Source organism: Microbacterium sp. Leaf161 (genome assembly GCF_001423645.1).
GTDB lineage: Bacteria > Actinomycetota > Actinomycetes > Actinomycetales > Microbacteriaceae > Microbacterium > Microbacterium forte.
The window spans coordinates 1,283,924-1,299,732 of record NZ_LMOW01000001.1 but is presented as its reverse complement, the minus strand read 5'-3'; the positions used below and the strand labels follow the sequence as shown (position 1 = coordinate 1,299,732).

General features: G+C 67.8%; 16 protein-coding genes and 1 tRNA gene. 9 read left to right on the top strand and 8 right to left on the bottom strand.

Going from position 1 to position 15,809, the window contains the following annotated elements; all coding sequences use genetic code 11:
* Positions 1–9: 9 nt before the first annotated feature.
* The 3 genes from ASF87_RS06410 to ASF87_RS06400 all read right to left on the bottom strand — a co-directional run bounded on the left by ASF87_RS06410 (position 10) and on the right by ASF87_RS06400 (position 2,737).
* Positions 10–807, bottom strand: a complete 798-nt coding sequence (locus ASF87_RS06410; protein WP_056375021.1) for a siderophore-interacting protein — start codon at positions 805–807, stop codon at positions 10–12.
* A gap of 68 nt (positions 808–875) precedes the next feature.
* Positions 876–2,237, bottom strand: a complete 1,362-nt coding sequence (locus tag ASF87_RS06405; protein WP_162238674.1) for an LCP family protein — start codon at positions 2,235–2,237, stop codon at positions 876–878.
* A gap of 143 nt (positions 2,238–2,380) precedes the next feature.
* Positions 2,381–2,737, bottom strand: coding sequence for a hypothetical protein (locus ASF87_RS06400; protein WP_056375019.1), 357 nt, complete (start codon positions 2,735–2,737; stop codon positions 2,381–2,383).
* A 159-nt stretch (positions 2,738–2,896) separates the two neighbouring features.
* Between ASF87_RS06400 and ASF87_RS06395 the strand changes: the two genes are divergently transcribed.
* Positions 2,897–3,310, top strand: a complete 414-nt coding sequence (locus tag ASF87_RS06395) for a hypothetical protein (RefSeq protein WP_056375017.1) — start codon at positions 2,897–2,899, stop codon at positions 3,308–3,310.
* Between the two features lie 74 nt (positions 3,311–3,384).
* On the opposite strand, the gene ASF87_RS06390 is transcribed toward ASF87_RS06395, so the two are convergent.
* Positions 3,385–3,467, bottom strand: a tRNA-Leu gene (locus ASF87_RS06390).
* 318 nt (positions 3,468–3,785) lie between these two features.
* Here ASF87_RS06390 and ASF87_RS06385 point away from each other — a divergent pair.
* From ASF87_RS06385 to pknB, 7 genes are all read left to right on the top strand, one after another.
* Positions 3,786–4,514 carry an FhaA domain-containing protein gene (locus ASF87_RS06385; protein WP_042541009.1) on the top strand — a complete coding sequence of 243 codons (729 nt, stop codon included), beginning with the start codon at positions 3,786–3,788 and terminating at the stop codon, positions 4,512–4,514.
* Positions 4,511–5,041: an FHA domain-containing protein FhaB/FipA gene (locus ASF87_RS06380; protein ID WP_056375015.1), complete on the top strand. Its 531-nt coding sequence runs from the start codon at positions 4,511–4,513 to the stop codon at positions 5,039–5,041. Before ASF87_RS06385 ends, ASF87_RS06380 begins: the two co-directional genes overlap by 4 nt.
* 7 nt (positions 5,042–5,048) lie before the next feature.
* Positions 5,049–6,344 carry a PP2C family protein-serine/threonine phosphatase gene (locus tag ASF87_RS06375; RefSeq protein WP_042541012.1) on the top strand — a complete coding sequence of 432 codons (1,296 nt, stop codon included), beginning with the start codon at positions 5,049–5,051 and terminating at the stop codon, positions 6,342–6,344.
* On the top strand, positions 6,341–7,726 hold the full coding sequence (locus ASF87_RS06370) for an FtsW/RodA/SpoVE family cell cycle protein (RefSeq protein WP_042541014.1): 1,386 nt from the start codon (positions 6,341–6,343) through the stop codon (positions 7,724–7,726). The genes ASF87_RS06375 and ASF87_RS06370 overlap by 4 nt, the downstream gene beginning before the upstream one ends.
* 75 nt (positions 7,727–7,801) lie before the next feature.
* Positions 7,802–9,256 (top strand): peptidoglycan D,D-transpeptidase FtsI family protein, encoded by a 1,455-nt coding sequence (locus ASF87_RS06365; RefSeq protein WP_056375013.1) that lies wholly within the window; start codon positions 7,802–7,804, stop codon positions 9,254–9,256.
* Positions 9,253–11,007, top strand: a complete 1,755-nt coding sequence (locus tag ASF87_RS06360; RefSeq protein ID WP_082508774.1) for a protein kinase domain-containing protein — start codon at positions 9,253–9,255, stop codon at positions 11,005–11,007. Before ASF87_RS06365 ends, ASF87_RS06360 begins: the two co-directional genes overlap by 4 nt.
* 54 nt (positions 11,008–11,061) lie before the next feature.
* A complete protein-coding gene (pknB, locus tag ASF87_RS06355) occupies positions 11,062–12,756 on the top strand; it encodes a Stk1 family PASTA domain-containing Ser/Thr kinase (protein ID WP_042541020.1) in 1,695 nt (564 codons plus the stop codon).
* A 20-nt stretch (positions 12,757–12,776) separates the two neighbouring features.
* On the opposite strand, the gene ASF87_RS06350 is transcribed toward pknB, so the two are convergent.
* Genes ASF87_RS06350 through ASF87_RS06345 form a run of 3 tightly spaced genes read right to left on the bottom strand, consistent with a single transcriptional unit; the run spans position 12,777 to position 14,381 of the window.
* Positions 12,777–13,412 carry an anthranilate synthase component II gene (locus ASF87_RS06350; RefSeq protein ID WP_056375009.1) on the bottom strand — a complete coding sequence of 212 codons (636 nt, stop codon included), beginning with the start codon at positions 13,410–13,412 and terminating at the stop codon, positions 12,777–12,779.
* Positions 13,409–13,564: a hypothetical protein gene (locus ASF87_RS17815; RefSeq protein WP_042541024.1), complete on the bottom strand. Its 156-nt coding sequence runs from the start codon at positions 13,562–13,564 to the stop codon at positions 13,409–13,411. The genes ASF87_RS06350 and ASF87_RS17815 overlap by 4 nt, the downstream gene beginning before the upstream one ends.
* Positions 13,565–13,586: 22 nt before the next feature.
* Complete coding sequence (locus ASF87_RS06345; RefSeq protein WP_056375007.1) at positions 13,587–14,381, bottom strand: class E sortase; 795 nt, start codon at positions 14,379–14,381, stop codon at positions 13,587–13,589.
* An 86-nt stretch (positions 14,382–14,467) separates the two neighbouring features.
* Here ASF87_RS06345 and ASF87_RS06340 point away from each other — a divergent pair, with 86 nt between their 5' ends.
* Positions 14,468–14,707, top strand: coding sequence for a cell division protein CrgA (locus ASF87_RS06340; RefSeq protein ID WP_042541028.1), 240 nt, complete (start codon positions 14,468–14,470; stop codon positions 14,705–14,707).
* 180 nt (positions 14,708–14,887) lie between these two features.
* On the opposite strand, the gene ASF87_RS06335 is transcribed toward ASF87_RS06340, so the two are convergent.
* On the bottom strand, positions 14,888–15,790 hold the full coding sequence (locus tag ASF87_RS06335; protein ID WP_056375006.1) for a rhomboid family intramembrane serine protease: 903 nt from the start codon (positions 15,788–15,790) through the stop codon (positions 14,888–14,890).
* Between the last annotated feature and the right edge of the window lie 19 nt (positions 15,791–15,809).

Genomic DNA, 15,809 nt, shown 5'->3' with positions numbered 1-15,809 from the left:
GGTCGAGCGCTACTCGATCTGACCGATGGGCTCGCGCTTCTCGGCCTGGAACTGATCCTCTGCGCGGCCCCGCGCCCAGTAGGCCGAGATCGACAGCGACTCTCGCGGCACGTCGCGCTGCTTCAGCAGAGCCCGAACGGCCTTGATGGTTCCGCGCTCGCCGTGCGCGAAGACTCCGGGGTGACCCGCGCCCCAGGGCAGCTCGGCGAGAACGGCCAGCAGCTCGTCATCCGAGTCGGTCCATCGAACCGTCACGCCGGCCGGCGCCTCGGGCAGGAGGCGGTCCGCGGGGTCGGCGACGGTGAGGATGACGTGCCCGACGGCATCCGCGTCCATGGCTTCGACGGCCGACGAGATCGCGGGGAGGGCGGTGTGGTCGCCGATGAGCAGATGCCACGGGGTTCCCGGCGCGGGCAGGTACCCGCCGCCTGCTCCGCTGACGACGAGCGTGTCGCCGATCTGCGCCGAGCGAGCCCACGGGCCCGCGACGCCCTCGTCGCCGTGCACGACGAAGTCGATCACGAGGCGCTGCCGCTCGGCATCCGCCGCGCGCACCGTGTAGGTGCGCCGGGTGGGCAGCTTCTCGGGGCTCTCCTCGCGCAGCTGCGCGAGGTCATACGGAGGAGTGAGCCCGTGGCTCGGGTCGGCGAACAGGATCTTCACGTACTTGTCGGCGAAGACGTTGTCGGTGAAGGCCTCATACCCGTCGCCCCCGGCAGTGATGCGCACGAGGTCAGGACTGACCTGCTCCACGTGCTGCACGCTGAGCACGGCTTGGCTGGGGGTTCGACGAGGCTGCTCCGGCATTGCGTCTCCTGACGGTGAGGAACGAAGTTCCCTCCAGTCTGCCTGGCGCAGCCCGGAGCGAGGGCCGCTCAGCCGGCGCAGAGGTCGGTGTCGGCGCTGCGGTTCACCGCGTCGACCGGGCGCGGCGGCACCGGCGTCGCGTTGGGCTGCGAGACGAGCGCTTCGTAGTCGCCACCGAGCAGCACCTGCACTCCTTCGACGTCCCCGACCTGAACGATCACCGCGAGGCCCAGTTCGGCGGCCAGCGCCTGCGCCGTCTGCTGGGCGTCTGGGGTGTCCGCAGCGGTGATCGTCGTCAGTTCGACCGGGTCGGCATTGGCGATGCTCGCGACGGTGTATCCGTAGCCGGTCGCATCCTCCGAGACACGGGATGCCAGCCCGCTGATGCCCGCTCCGTTGAGAATCTGCACGGGGGCGGTGCGCACGGTGGCTGGGGGCTGCACCTCGTCGGTGGTCAGCACGATCGGCACGTCGTCGATCAGCGCCCGGAAGATGACATCGGCATCCGCCGTGGGCACCACGCGGTTGGGATCCTCCGGAGCCTCGGTCGTCGGCATCGTGACGAACGTCACGCTGCTCAGGGGAACATTCGCGACCCGCGCGGCGAGGCCGGCCAGATCGGTCAGGGCGCCGAGCCCCGGGTCGACGGTCATCGACGAGGTGACGGCGTCGAGAAACGCGTAGAGACGGTCGGGGCGCACCAGCACGTCGGACTTCGTGGCCTTCTGCACGATCGCCGAGAGCACCATCTGCTGATGCCCGAGGCGAGCGATGTCGCTCTCTTCGGCGAGCGCATGCCGGGTGCGGGCGAGCGCGAGCGCCTGGTCGCCGTTGATCGACTGAGCGCCGGCCGGCAGGTCGAGCCTCGCGTGGCCGTCCTGCAGGGGTTCGGGCAGACACACGTCGATGCCGCCCATCGCATCGACCATGCCGATGAAGCCCTCGAAGTCCATCTGCACGAAATGATCGATCGTCATGCCCGTGAGCTGCTCGACCGCCGCGACCGAGCAGGCCGGCCCGTACTGCAGGGCCGAGTTCAGCATCCCGAAGCCGCCGTCGTACGACCCGCGTCCGTTGTCGTCGCAGGCGGGCAGGTCGCCGAGGGTGTCACGCGGAAGCTGCACGGCGTCGATCCGGGTGTTGTCGCTCGAGATGTGAGCGATGACCATCGCATCGCTGCGCTCGGTGCCGTCGTCTTCGCCGAAGCCGTCCGATTCGAGCGCTCTCGAGTCGGATCCGAGCAGCAGGATGTTCAGATCCCCTGTCGCGAGCTCGGGTTCGGACTCCCCGTCGTCGGAGCGGATCGGCGCGGTCGTGACGTTCCCCTGCAGCTGCGCGTAGGCGATCGCACCGACAGCGACCAGCGCCACGACGACGGCAGCGCTGATCCAGCCGATCACCCGGCCACGCCGCCGGCGAGGTCGTGGCACCGGTCCGGTCTCGGGCGATACGTCGTTCTGGCCGTCACTGGGGGAGGATGCTGGCGGTCTCACCTGTTCACACCATCACGACTCAGCCGCCACCACCAACACGTGGAGGCGGCGAGTCCTGCGAGGGTGCTGTGAGCTCGGGCTCACACCGTGACGTAGCCGCGGGAGGAGTCATCGTGGATGAGGCGGTAGTCCGGGCTCGCTCCACGGTGATCGGCAAGGCTCCACACCCGTGCCGATCCCGTCTGGGCGGGGGACGAAGCGCCGTATTCGAGCACGAGTGCAGTCGGCATCCGCCCGTCGCGGTACTCGCCGACGAAATAGCGCGGGCTCCCCAGACCGCCCGAGTCCACCCGACCGACGAAGTGACCGGGCTCGCTCGCGCGAGGCGGGGTGGCGAGCAGGTCGGCGGTCGTGATGCGCTGCACGGACTCATGCTGTGCGAACCGCAGCAGCGGGGCGGGCAGAGATCTATACTCTGGGGCGTGTTCGTGACTCATGCGAGCCTCCTCAGTCAGGGGTGGTGGTGTCTCACGGACAGTGGTGCCGGGGCTGCAACCCCGGCACCACGTTGTTCTTCCACCGTACCTTATTTTGAGTCATTCAAAATAACCGCCACACTCGGCGCGTCAGACGCGAGCGGTGAGTAGCCTTCATCCATGAGCTTCCACATCGAGCACACACTCGACGGCCGCCACACGAGCACCGGCAGCTACGACACTCTCGGCGAGGCGGTGATCGCGGCGCTGGGCGTGAGGCGGGCGCCCGTGCTCGTCGTCGACGACTCCGCGCCTGGAGATGCGGATGCCGTCGCCGTCGTCCTGAAGAAGGGTGAGGTGCTCACCGCAACGGCCGAGCCCGAGTGGTGGGGTCGAGTGACGAAGGCATCTCAGCAGAATCTCCTCGCCGGCGGTCGACTCGACGCCGCGGTCGTCACGGATCTCACCGACGCGGGTGGCGCTGTGGCCGCGACAGCATGGGAGAGCGGCCCCGTCGAAGAGTGGGAGCTGACCCCGGCATCCGACCATGACTGGGTGCGGTTCGAGGCGGCTCGGCGGGCGATTCGCGGCTGACACACTTCCGACGCATGCGAAAGGCCCGGCTTCCTCGAGAGGAACCGGGCCTTTTCACAATCTGCTTCTCGCTGTGCGCGAGGGGGGACTTGAACCCCCACGTCCATAAGGACACTGGCACCTGAAGCCAGCGCGTCTACCATTCCGCCACTCGCGCGAGTATGTCGGGCTCCGAAGAACTCAACTTCCCAAAGATATCACGCGTTCCGCCTCGCGAAGAAACCGAGGCCGCGGTGGGCCCAGCACCCTCGGGAGGACTTCTGCCCCTCGGGAGGAGGATCTCCTCGATTTCCTCCTCCCCAGGGGCAGTTCTCCTCCCGAACGCCGCGCCCCCGACCGCCGCGAGACACAGCCCTCAACCCCGCACACCCCTCTCCACTCCCCCGGATTCTCGGCGCTTTCCCGCCTCGCGAGGGCGTTCACCCAGCACACCTGGCTACGATGTGCGTACCGGTCGGTATGCCAGAGGAGCCCAGTGGGACTACTTGACAGCTTTGAGAAGGGTCTCGAGCGCGCTGTGAACAGCGCCTTCGCGAAGACCTTCCGCAGCGGCATCCAGCCCGTGGAGATCGCTTCGGCCCTTCGGCGTGAAGCGGACACCAAAGCGGCTGTGGTGAGCAGGGACCGCATCATCGCGCCCAACAACTTCGTCGTGCGCCTCAGCACAGACGACGCCGAGCGGATGCAGGGGCTCGGCGGGGCCCTCACCGATGAGCTGCATGCACTGCTCACGAAGCACGCGAAGGCGCAGGGCTACAGCTTCTCCGGCCCGCTGTCGATCTCACTCGAAGGCGACGACAAGATCGCCACCGGCACGATCAACGTCAGCTCGGGCACGGTCGAGGGCCGCGTCAACTGGCAGGCCGTCATCGACGTCGACGGCCGCCGCCATTCGCTCACCCGTGCACGCACGGTCATCGGCCGCGGAACGGATGCCGACATCACGATCTCCGACGCGGGATCCAGCCGCAAGCACGTCGAGGTCCTCTGGGACGGCGAGCGCGCCATGATGCGCGACCTCGGCTCGACGAACGGCACCAAGGTCGACGGCCAGAAGGTGCGAGAAGCGGCCCTTCCCTCTGACACCACCATCACCATCGGACGCACCGACCTGGTGTTCCGCATCGTTCCCGTCGCCACCCCGTCACGCCCGCCGCGGCCGCGCGACGACGACGCGACCCGCGCGTTCGGAGCCATCTCGTGAGCACTCCCAGCGAGCTCGTCCTGCTCCTGCTGCGCATCGGCTTCCTGCTGATCCTGTGGTTCTTCGTGTTCGGAGTCGTCTACTCGCTGCGCGCCGACCTGTTCGGCATGAAGGTGCGCAAGCTGCCGGCCGAGGCCGCTGCCGCGATGCCCGCCCCGACGAAGGCACCCGCCTCAGCACCGGCATCCCGCCCCGCATCGTCGAAGCCCAGCACCGGCCCCGCGACGGTCGCGACGGCCAAGCGCCTCGTGATCACCTCCGGCCCGAAGGCGGGGCTCGAACTGCCCCTCGGCACCGAGACTCTGACGATCGGCCGCTCGAGCGAGTCGGCTCTCGTGATCCGCGACGACTACACCTCCAGCCATCACGCGCGCCTGCTGCTCCGGGGCGACAGCTGGGCCATCCAGGATCTCGACTCGACCAACGGCACGTACGTCGCCGGCCAGCGGGTGACCGGCGGTCCCGTCGGCCTCGCCCTCGGCACCCCGATCAAGGTGGGCGCCACGACCTTCGAGCTGCGAGCCTGACCCCGGCATGGTCTTCGAAGGCTCGAGTGCCGCGATCTCCCACACCGGGAAGGTCCGCTCCAACAACCAGGACTCCGGATACTCCGGGGCGAACCTGTTCGTCGTCGCCGACGGCATGGGCGGCCACGCGGGCGGCGACGTCGCATCGAGCATCGCGATCCACCGGCTCGAGCCGCTCGACCAGCCCTACACCTCGGTCGAGGACGCGCAGGCCTCCCTTCAGGCCGCCGCGACCACGGCAGCCGGCGATCTGATCCGCGCCGCCAAGGACCGCCCCGAACTCGCCGGCCTCGGCACGACGCTCAGCGCGATCATCATGGTCGACGACTATGCGGTGATCGGTCACATCGGCGACTCGCGCATCTACCTCTATCGCGACGATGCGGTCACCCAGATCACCGCCGACCACACCTTCGTGCAGCGACTCGTCGACTCTGGTCGCATCACCCCCGAAGAGGCGCGGTACCACCCGCGTCGTTCGGTGCTCATGCGCGTGCTCAGCGACATGGACGCCGATCCAGAGCTCGACATGTTCGTCATGCACACCCAGCCGGGTGACCGCTGGCTGCTGTGCTCCGACGGGCTCTCCGGTGTCGTCGACGAGGCGCACATCCTCAAGGCGATGCGCATGGGCATGGCGCCTGGGCGCACGGCCGACAATCTGCTGAAGCAGGCACTCGACGGCGGCGCGCCCGACAACGTGACGATCGTCCTCGTCGAGGTCGGCGGCCAGCACGCCATGCACTCCGGCACCGCGACGATCGTCGGATCGGCCTCGAACCCCGCCAACATCACCGTGCCGCCCGTGCGCGCACCGCGCGGCAACTGGCTGCATCCTGTTCGGCAGGCGGCGAACGAGCCCAGCCACTTCGAGCCGGCTCCCGAGTACCTCGAGGAGCTCATCGAAGAAGACCGCCGACGCGCCAAGCGCCGTCGTCTCGGCTGGATCGCCGGGATGCTGGTGGTCGTCGCGATGCTCGTGTTCGCCGCCTTCGCGGCCTACAGCTGGACCCAGACCCGCTACTTCGTCGGCGCCGACGAGGACAGCGTCGTGATCTACCAGGGCGTGCAGCAGAACATCGGCCCGATCACGCTGTCGACGCCGCTGCGCGACACCGACATCCTGCTCGCGAACCTCCCGCCCTACCAGCGGGATTCCGTCGAGCGCACGATCACCGCCCGTTCCTTCTCCGATGCAGAAGCGATCGTCACGCGGCTCCAGGCCGGAGCCGACCGCGTGATCGGAGAGACTCCTCTGCCCACTCCCCTGCCCACCGAGACGCCGACGGAGGATGCGGGATGAGCACCGACGTCACGGCCGACACCAGCGTCATCAAGGCCCTCAAGAAGATGCGGATGCCGCAGACGCAGCGCAACCGCGAGTTCTGGCTGCTGCTGTTCGCCGTCGCGATCAGCGGCGCGTCCCTCACGCTCGTGCAGCTCGGCGCGCTCGGCCTGATCGACCCGATGATCCTCGCGATCGGCGGCGGTCTCGCCGTTCTCGCGTTCGCGGTGCATTTCGTGCTGCGCGCCGTGGCCTCCGCGGCCGATCCCTTCATCCTGCCGATCGCCACCCTGCTCACGGGTCTCGGCATCGCGATGATCTACCGCATCGACATCGCCCAGTCGCTGACCGGGTGGAACGCGTACTCGACGAAGCAGCTCGCGTGGACCGCGATCTCGCTCGCGGGAGCGATCGCCGTCGTGATCCTGCTGCGCAACTACCGTGTGCTGTTCCGCTACACGTACATCTTCGGACTCTCCGGCATCCTGCTGCTGCTCCTGCCATTCGTGCCCGGCCTGCGCATCCCCGACGCGAACGCCCAGGTGTGGGTGTCGCTCGGCGGCATGTTCGCCTTCCAGCCGGGCGAGCTCGCCAAGATCTGCCTCGCCATCTTCTTCGCCGGCTACCTGGTGCGCACCCGTGAGAGCCTCACGTCGGTGGGCACGAAGTTCCTCGGCATCACCTGGCCGCGCATGCGCGAGCTCGGACCCGTGCTGGTCGTGTGGGCGATCTCGCTCGGAATCATCGTGATCCAGCGCGACCTCGGCACCGGAACCCTCATCTTCGGCATGTTCGTCGCGATGCTCTACGTCGCCACCGGCAAGACCAGCTGGGTGCTGATCGGCCTCGGCCTCGTCGCAGCCGGCGTCGCGGTCGCCACCCAGATCCTCAGCTACGTGCAGGGCCGCTTCACGAACTGGCTGTTCCTCTTCGATCCTGAGAAGGTCGACCCGGACGTCGCAGGGTTCCAGCCCATGCAGGGCCTGTTCGGCCTCGCACACGGCGGTCTGCTCGGCACCGGGTGGGGTCAGGGTCGTCCCGAGGTCACCCCGCTCGCGCACAGCGACTACATCATCACCAGCCTCGGTGAGGAGATCGGCCTGATCGGGCTGTTCGCCATCCTCTGCCTCTACATGGTGTTCGTCAGCCGCGGCGTGCGCATCGGGCTCGCCGGTCAGGACGACTTCGGCAAGCTCCTCGCCATCGGCCTCTCGTTCACCATCGCACTGCAGGTGTTCATCATGGTCGGCGGTGTGACCCGGCTCATCCCGCTCACCGGTCTGACCACCCCGTTCCTCGCCGCCGGTGGCTCGTCACTCGTGGCCAACTGGCTCATCGTGGCCATCCTGCTGCGCATCTCCGACGGTGTCCGCAGCCAACCCAGGGCGGTGATCGGCTGACATGACCGACTCTTCGACTCGTCGCCGCGCTCCGCGCTCAGTGACCGGCGTGCACTCCGCCCGAGGGGGCGTCGCATGACCAAAGAGCTCCGCCGTCTCAGCATCGTCATGCTGTTCATGTTCCTGTCGCTGTTCGCGGCGACCAGCTGGATTCAGGTCGTCGAGGCCGATTCCCTCGGGCAGAACCCGAACAACAGGCGCACGCTGCTCGACAGCTACGAGATCCAACGAGGATCGATCATCGTCGACGACGTGGCGATCGCCTCCTCGACGGCCTCCGACGACCGCTATCAGTTCCAGCGCGTCTACACGGATGCCGCGATGTGGGCGCCCGTCACCGGGTACTTCAACCCTGCGCTGCAGTCGGCGACGGGGATCGAGCGGGCGATGAACGCCGATCTCTCCGGCACGGGCTCGAGCGCGTTCTTCGCCGAGATCGAGCGGATCCTCTCGGGCCAGCCGCAGAGCGGATTCAGTGTGGAGCTGACCCTCGACGCCGCCGCGCAGCGAGCGGCCTACGAGGGCCTCCAGGGACTCAACGGCGCCGTCGTCGCGATCGAGCCGAAGACCGGGCGCATTCTCGCCATGGTGTCGACGCCCGGCTTCGACACCAACCTGCTCGCGACGCATGACGCGGATGCCGCGAACGCGACCTACGACCAGCTCGACGAAGACCCCACGAAGCCGCTCTCGAATCGGGCAATCGCCGGGGACCTCAACCCGCCCGGCTCGACGTTCAAGCTCGTCGTCGCAGCCGCGGCCTATGCGAGCGGCGACTACACCCCTGACTCGACGCTGCCGAACCCCGCTCGCTACCAGCTGCCGCAGTCCAACAACACGGTCTCGAACGCATGGGGCGGCACGTGCGGGCCGGGTGACACCGTGACGATCGCCGAGGCGATCCGGTTGAGCTGCAACATCCCGATGGCTGAACTCGCCGTGCAGCTCGGCGACGACAAGATCCGCGAGATGGCGGAGAAGTTCGGGTGGAACCAGAGCTTCTCCACCCCTCTCGAATCGACGCCCTCGAGCTACCCCCGCGCCCTCGACGACCCGCAGACCGGACTGACCGGATTCGGACAGGGACAGGTCACCGCCACACCGTTGCAGATCGCGATGGTGGCGGCGGGAATCGCGAACGAAGGCGTCGTCATGAACCCCCGTCTGGTCGACACGGTGATCGGCAACGACCTCTCGGTCATCCGTTCGTACGACGACACGCAGTTCGGCCAGGCCACCGATGCGACGATCGCCGATCAGATCACGGCGTCGATGGTCGCCAGCGTCTCAAACGGCGCGGCGCAGGGTGCAAGAATAGACGGGGTCGATGTGGCTGGAAAGACAGGCACGACCGAGAACGGTAACAAGCCCTACACGTTGTGGTTCACCGGTTTCGCGCCGGCGGACGACCCGGAAGTGGCAGTAGCGGTCCTCGTCGAAGACGGCGGCGGACAAGGGCAGTCAGGATCCGGCGACACCATCGCCGCTCCGATTGCAAAGAAGGTCATAGAGGCGGTGCTGGGCAGATGAGACCGACGCAGGGTGTGTCGTTCGGTGGTCGCTACGAGCTGCAGTCGCGTATTGCGATCGGCGGCATGGGCGAGGTGTGGGAGGCGACGGATCACGTCATCGGCCGCACCGTGGCCATCAAGATCCTCAAGGACGAGTACATGGGGGACCCCGGGTTCCTCGAGCGGTTCCGCGCTGAGGCGCGCCATGCCGCACTCGTAAACCACGAGGGCATCGCGAGCGTCTTCGACTACGGCGAGGAGAACGGCAGCGCCTACCTGGTCATGGAGCTCGTGCCCGGCGAGGCGCTCTCGACCGTGCTCGAGCGCGAGGGCGCGCTGAGCGCCGACAAGACCCTCGACATCGTCGCGCAGACGGCATCCGCTCTGCAGGCCGCCCACGCAGCAGGCCTCGTGCACCGCGACATCAAGCCGGGAAACCTGCTGATCACGCCCGACGGCCGCGTCAAGATCACCGACTTCGGCATCGCCCGCATCGCCGACCAGGTGCCGCTGACGGCCACCGGCCAGGTCATGGGAACCGTGCAGTACCTCTCGCCGGAGCAGGCTTCCGGGCACCCGGCATCGCCGGCGACCGACACCTACTCGCTCGGCATCGTCGCGTACGAGTGCCTCGCAGGCAAGCGCCCCTTCACTGGTGAGTCGCAGGTCGCGATCGCGATGGCGCAGATCAACGAGCAGCCTCCGCCGCTGCCGCCGACCGTGCCGATCCCGGTTCAGAACCTCGTCATGGCGATGATTGCCAAGAAGCCGGCCGACCGGCCCTCGTCTTCCGCGACGGTGGCACGCGCGGCCCAGGCACTGCGCCGAGGCGACCTGAACTCCGCGGCCATCGCCGTGCCGGCCATCGCGACCGGCGGCGTGGCATCCGACGACGCCACCCGACTGCTCACCGCATCGGGCGACGATGGCACGACGCGCATCCTCCCCACCACGGCCCAGCTGCCCACCGGCGAGCAGGCCGATGAGGGCGCCGAGAAGACGAAGAAGAAGCGCAGCCCCTGGACGTGGCCGCTCATCGCTCTGATCGCCCTGCTCGTGATCGTGCTCGGCGGAACCGTGTTCGCTCTGATGAACCCCGGTGACCCCGAGCCCGAGCCGACGCAGTCGGAGACGGCTGTTCAGACGCCCAAGCCGACGCCGAGTGAGACCGAGACGCCCGAGCCCGAGCTGATCGATGTCGATGCTCTCGGGCTCGTCGGAATGCAGTGCGAGGCCGCGCAGGCCGCGGCGGTCAACGCCGGACTGCAGGCCGAGTGCACCGTGGGCAACACCATCGCCCCGAGCGCGAGTCAGGTCGGAACGGTCGAATCGGTCCAGCCGGGTGGGAACGTGCCGGAGGGCACGACCATCACCCTGACGACCTTCAAGGAGCAGGTGAAGGTGGGCAAGCCCTCGGGCACCCCGACCATCGCCGGCACCGCGACCGAGGGCGTTCCTGTGACGCTCAACTGGCCGAGCTTCGAGTGCCCCTCGGGCACCCCGGCGCGGTCCGCCTTCGAGGTGACGCTCACCAACGCGACCTTCTCGGGCGGGAACTCGGGTGAGTCCATCCGCAGCTTCGGACCGAGCGTTCTCTCGACGCAGATCGTCCCCGGCACGGCCGGTCAGACGATCACTGCCACGTTCCGTGTGTTCTGCGGAAGCGACATGCCGTCCGAGCAGTCCGACGCGATGCCGGGCGTCGCCATTCTGCCTGCCGCACCGGATCCCGGTGAGGGCGACACCGACGGCGGCGACTCAGGCGAATAAACCGCTCTCGCCGTAGGCTAGAGCATCCACAAGGTCGTATCAGGGGGTCAGTACGTGTCGACAGAGCCACGCGTTCTCGCGGGTCGCTACCGCGTAGACGAGCTCATCGGGCACGGCGGCATGGCGAAGGTGTACCGAGGGTACGACCTCACGCTCGGTCGCGCGGTCGCGATCAAGATCCTCGACCCCGAGCTCGCACGGGACAACGCGTTCCGCACACGCTTCCGTCTCGAGGCGCAATCGGCGTCGCGCATGTCGCACCCGTCGATCGTCCGCGTCTACGACGCCGGCGACCCCTCGACCACCGACAGCAGCACCGATGAGCCTCCGTACATCATCATGGAGCTGATCAGCGGAACCCTGCTGAAGGACATCATCGCGAAGGGTCCGGTGCCTGTCGAAGACGCCGTGCGCTACGTCGACGGCATCCTCGAGGCGCTCGACTACTCGCACCGCGCGGGCGTGGTGCACCGAGACATCAAGCCGGGCAACGTCATGGTGACCGACAAGGGCCAGGTCAAGGTCATGGACTTCGGCATCGCCCGCGCCGTGTCCGATTCGTCCTCGACCGTTGCCGAGACCACGCAGATCATCGGCACCGCCGCATACTTCTCGCCCGAGCAGGCCAAGGGCGAGCCCGTCGACGCCCGGGCTGACCTCTACTCCACCGGCGTGGTGCTCTACGAGCTGCTCACCGGTCGTCAGCCGTTCCGCGGCGAGTCGCCGGTCGCCGTCGCGTACCAGCACGTCAGCGAGACCCCCGTGCCTCCGACCGAGGTGAACGAGGACTCCCCCGGTGCGCTCGACCCGATCGTCCTCCGCGCACTCGCGAAAGACCCGTACCAGCGGTACCCTGATGCCGCGCATTTCCGCGCGGCGCTCGACTCCGCGGTCTCCGGCCACGCGCCGAGCCGCAAGGAACTCGGCGCGCTCACCAGCGAGCTGTATGGACCGAGCCCGCGCGCCGCGCAGGAGACGGCCCGGTCGCTGCGCCAGCTGAGCACCGACACGACCATGGCTCGCACGCAGTCGGGTCCGCCGGTCGCGTGGATCTGGGCAGGTGTCGCGCTGCTCGCGGTGCTCCTGGCATCCGTGCTGTTCTGGGTGTGGACGCTCAGCATGCGCCCGGATGATGTGCCGTCGAGCGCTCGCGTCGTGCCGGATCTCGTCAACGTCTCGTCCGAGCGTGCCCAGGACGACCTCGCCGAGCTCGATCTGACCACCAAGCTCGTGCTCGAGTCGAGCAACGACATCGTCGAGGGCAACGTGATCCGCACCGATCCGGAGAGCGGGACAGCCGTCAGCGAGGGTGATTCCGTCACCATCTACGTGTCATCCGGCAAGGAGACCGTGATGGTGCCGATTCTCGAGGGGCTGTCGTTGACGGCCGCCAAAGATGCTCTCGCGGCAGCGGGTCTCGAACTCGGCACGGTGATCCAGCGCAACGACAAGGGCCTGGCAGCAGAGACGGTGATGGAGGCGAGCGAGGCCGCCGAGAGCGAGGTCGCGCCGCAGACCGTCGTGAATCTCGTGGTCGCCAGCGGCCGGGTGACCCTCACCGACGTCACAGGGTGGACGATGGATGCCGCGCAGGCAGAGCTCGAACGCATCGGGCTCACGCCGAGCCCGGTCGAGCTGATCGACTGCACGCCGACCGAGCCCCCCACCGTGTCGTCGATGTCGGCCGCGCCGGGCGATGTCGCGATCGGCTCGACCGTCGAACTGCGCTACTGCGTCGCCGCCGGCTGACCCGAGGCGTCACCGATGCCTCACACGCCCGAGAGCGGATGCAGGTTCGCCGACAGAGCCACGGCGTCCGGGTCGCCGCAGAGGTCGAGCCAGTTCGCCAGCAGGCGGTAGCCGCCTTCAGTGAGCACGCTCTCGGGGTGGAACTGCACCCCGAGAATCGGCAGCCGGGTGTGCGCCAGGGCCATGACGGTGCCGCTCTCCGTGCGCGCGGTGACGACGACATCGGCCGGCAGCGCCGACTCCGCGAGGGCGAGAGAGTGATATCTGCCCGCATCGAACGGCGACCGGATGCCGGCGAAGAGAGCCGAGCCGTCGTGCGTGACCCGCGACACCATGCCGTGCATCAGCTCCGGCGCCTCCGACACGGCTGTGCCGAAAGCCGCGCCGATCACCTGATGGCCGAGGCAGACGCCGAGGAGAGGCATGCTGATCCGCGCTGCGAGGCGCACGGCATCGATCGATACCCCGGCGTCGGCTGGTGTGCCCGGGCCCGGCGAGAGGAGCAGCGCGTCGAAGACGGACAGCATCGCCTCGAGCTGCGCGGCGTCGGTGGCATCCGCTTCGATCAGGGTGACATCGGCGCCGAGCTCACGCAGGTACCCGACGAGGGTGTGCACGAAGCTGTCGTGGTTGTCCACGACCAGCACGCGGGTCATTCGAGATCGACCTCGCCCGGTGTGATCAGGGGGCTCACCCAGGGGAACACGAACCAGAACAACCCGTAGAGCACTGCTGCGATGAGCACGAGGAGGAAGAAGAGCTTCAGCCACCACGGACCGGGCAGCAGGCGCCAGAGTGCGGCATACATGATTTCGTCTCGTTCCGTTCGGCTAGATCGACGGCGCAGCCGGCGGAGGCGGGGGGTCGGTGAGCGCCGTGGGCGGGCCCTCGGCGCGGGGCTGGAAGCTGTCGAACACCCCGTAGGCGACGATACGCTCAGCGAGTGAGTAGAGCGGGGAGCAGGCGGTCAGAGTGATGTACTTCTCGCCCGTCTCGACGCCCGGCATCTGCGGCACGTCGAGCAGCACGTCGGTCTGCGTCGGCTTCACGTACTCCAGCGTCCGGAAACGGTAGGTGAACCATCCGTCGGGGGTCTCGACGACGATCGCATCGCCGACCTGGAGCTTGTCGAGCTGGTTGAAGGGCTTGCCCCAGGTGGTGCGGTGCCCGGCCATCGCGAAGTTGCCGACCTCGCCAGGCATCTTCGAGTCGGTGTAGACGCCGATTCCCAGGTCGTCGAGAGTGCGTGCACGGCTCGTGCCCCCGTAGATGCCGACGTTGTAGTCAGCACCGAAGCGCGGCACGTGCATCTGCGCGAACCACTGTGCGTCGGCGGGGGCGGCGGGTATCACGGGCTCGTAGTAGGTCGTGCCGTCCTCCCCCTCGATCAGGGGCGGAGGCTCGGGTGCGGGAGCCTCGGCAAGCGTCTGCGACATGGCCGCGCCCTCGTCGTTCTTCTGCGCGGCGATGATGATGTCGCCGATCCACATCTGCCAGGCGACGAAGAGCAGCACGAGCACGCCACCGGTGAGCAACAGCTCGCCGAGCACGCTCGTGAAGGTCGCGCGCGATCGGGGGCGACGGCGTCGTGCACGTCGCTCCCCCGAGACGACGGATGCAGTCATGGCCAGATCTTATCTTCCAGACCTGGACACCAGCCCTCTGGCCTTGCTTTTCCGCGCGATATGACACTCTTGGGTACACTGTGGGAATGGCACGCGACCGCAAGACTGAAGAACCCGAAGCTCCGCGCAGCGAAGGCGAAGCCGCACCCAACGCCGTGTGGTTCAAGCCGGTGATGGTCGGCTTCATGCTCCTCGGTCTGGTGTGGATTCTCGTGTTCTACATCTCCGGCATGCAGTTCCCGATTCCCGGTCTCGACAACTGGAACCTCGCGATCGGTCTGGGCATCGCCCTGATCGGCTTCCTAATGACCACCCGCTGGCGCTGACGCCAGCCCCCTCTCTTCGAAGAAGGCCCCTCTCGCTCAGGCGAGAGGGGCCTTCTTCGTGTTGTCGACGAGCGATTCGGTCAACATGTCGTCCTGAGTTATCCACAGGTTATCCCCACCCTGGGGAGAATTACACCCATGTTATTCACAACGGTTGACAACCCTGTTAACAACTCTTGATCAGGAGTAAACCGTCGTGATCAGGAACGGCACCAGGAAGGCGACGATCAGGACGAGTGCCACGACCACCGCAGCGAGCAGCAGGATCTGCAGCGTGCGCTGCTCTCGCCTTCGGGTTCTCGTGAGGATGAATGCGACGAGTGCGCCGACGATCGCTCCACCGAGGTGCGCCTGCCAGGCGATGTTCTGAGAGAACACGAATCCGACGACGAAGTTGATGCCGAGGATCACGAGGATACCCGTGACGTTCGCGCCGATGTGCCTGCCGATGATGAGCAGCGCGGCCATGAGGCCGAAGATCGCCCCGGAGGCGCCGACCGTCGCGGTCCCGGGCGCGAGCAGGGCGACGGCGACGGAACCGCCGAGTCCGCTGATCAGATAGAGCGCGAGGAAGCGGACCCGACCGAGCATCGGCTCGAGGCTCTGCCCCAGCATCCACAGCGCGAGCATGTTGAGCGCGAGATGCAGGAACCCGCCGTGCACGAACACGGCGGTGAGAAGCCGCCAGGGCTCGAACGTCATGAGCGACAGGTTCGGATACAGATATCCCGCCGCGAAGAGCAGCTGGCCCGTGATCGCGTCGCCTATCCCTGGGATCAGCTGCACCAGCCCGATGAACGACGTCACTGCGAGCAGTGCGTACGTGACGATCGGCTTGCCGCTGCGCACGGCGGCGGTCGCCGTGTTGCGGCCGCCCCACCGGCGCTCTGCACGCTTCTGGGCGGGAGTGCGGCTCTTGCGCTGCTCGGCCATGCACTCGGGGCAGATCACTCCGACCGGCGCCTGCGTCTGGCACTCGGGGCAGATCGTGCGCAGGCACCGCTGGCAGAGCACGAAGCTCTGCCGATCCGGATGCCGGTAGCAGAAGTTGTCGCGGTTGTCCGCGAACTCAGGCGTCGTCATCCGGATCGGCCAGCGTCGG

Bases quoted from the DNA above. Each gene is read 5' to 3' on its own strand.
- ASF87_RS06395 (WP_056375017.1), top strand. From the start codon at position 2,897: ATGAGCTTCCACATCGAGCACACACTCGACGGCCGCCACACGAGCACC.
- ASF87_RS06410 (WP_056375021.1), bottom strand. From the start codon at position 807: ATGCCGGAGCAGCCTCGTCGAACCCCCAGCCAAGCCGTGCTCAGCGTG.
- ASF87_RS06350 (WP_056375009.1), bottom strand. From the start codon at position 13,412: ATGACCCGCGTGCTGGTCGTGGACAACCACGACAGCTTCGTGCACACC.
- ASF87_RS17815 (WP_042541024.1), bottom strand. From the start codon at position 13,564: ATGTATGCCGCACTCTGGCGCCTGCTGCCCGGTCCGTGGTGGCTGAAG.
- ASF87_RS06335 (WP_056375006.1), bottom strand. From the start codon at position 15,790: ATGACGACGCCTGAGTTCGCGGACAACCGCGACAACTTCTGCTACCGG.
- ASF87_RS06400 (WP_056375019.1), bottom strand. From the start codon at position 2,737: ATGAGTCACGAACACGCCCCAGAGTATAGATCTCTGCCCGCCCCGCTG.
- ASF87_RS06375 (WP_042541012.1), top strand. From the start codon at position 5,049: ATGGTCTTCGAAGGCTCGAGTGCCGCGATCTCCCACACCGGGAAGGTC.
- ASF87_RS06345 (WP_056375007.1), bottom strand. From the start codon at position 14,381: ATGACTGCATCCGTCGTCTCGGGGGAGCGACGTGCACGACGCCGTCGC.
- ASF87_RS06365 (WP_056375013.1), top strand. From the start codon at position 7,802: ATGACCAAAGAGCTCCGCCGTCTCAGCATCGTCATGCTGTTCATGTTC.
- ASF87_RS06340 (WP_042541028.1), top strand. From the start codon at position 14,468: ATGGCACGCGACCGCAAGACTGAAGAACCCGAAGCTCCGCGCAGCGAA.
- ASF87_RS06370 (WP_042541014.1), top strand. From the start codon at position 6,341: ATGAGCACCGACGTCACGGCCGACACCAGCGTCATCAAGGCCCTCAAG.
- ASF87_RS06360 (WP_082508774.1), top strand. From the start codon at position 9,253: ATGAGACCGACGCAGGGTGTGTCGTTCGGTGGTCGCTACGAGCTGCAG.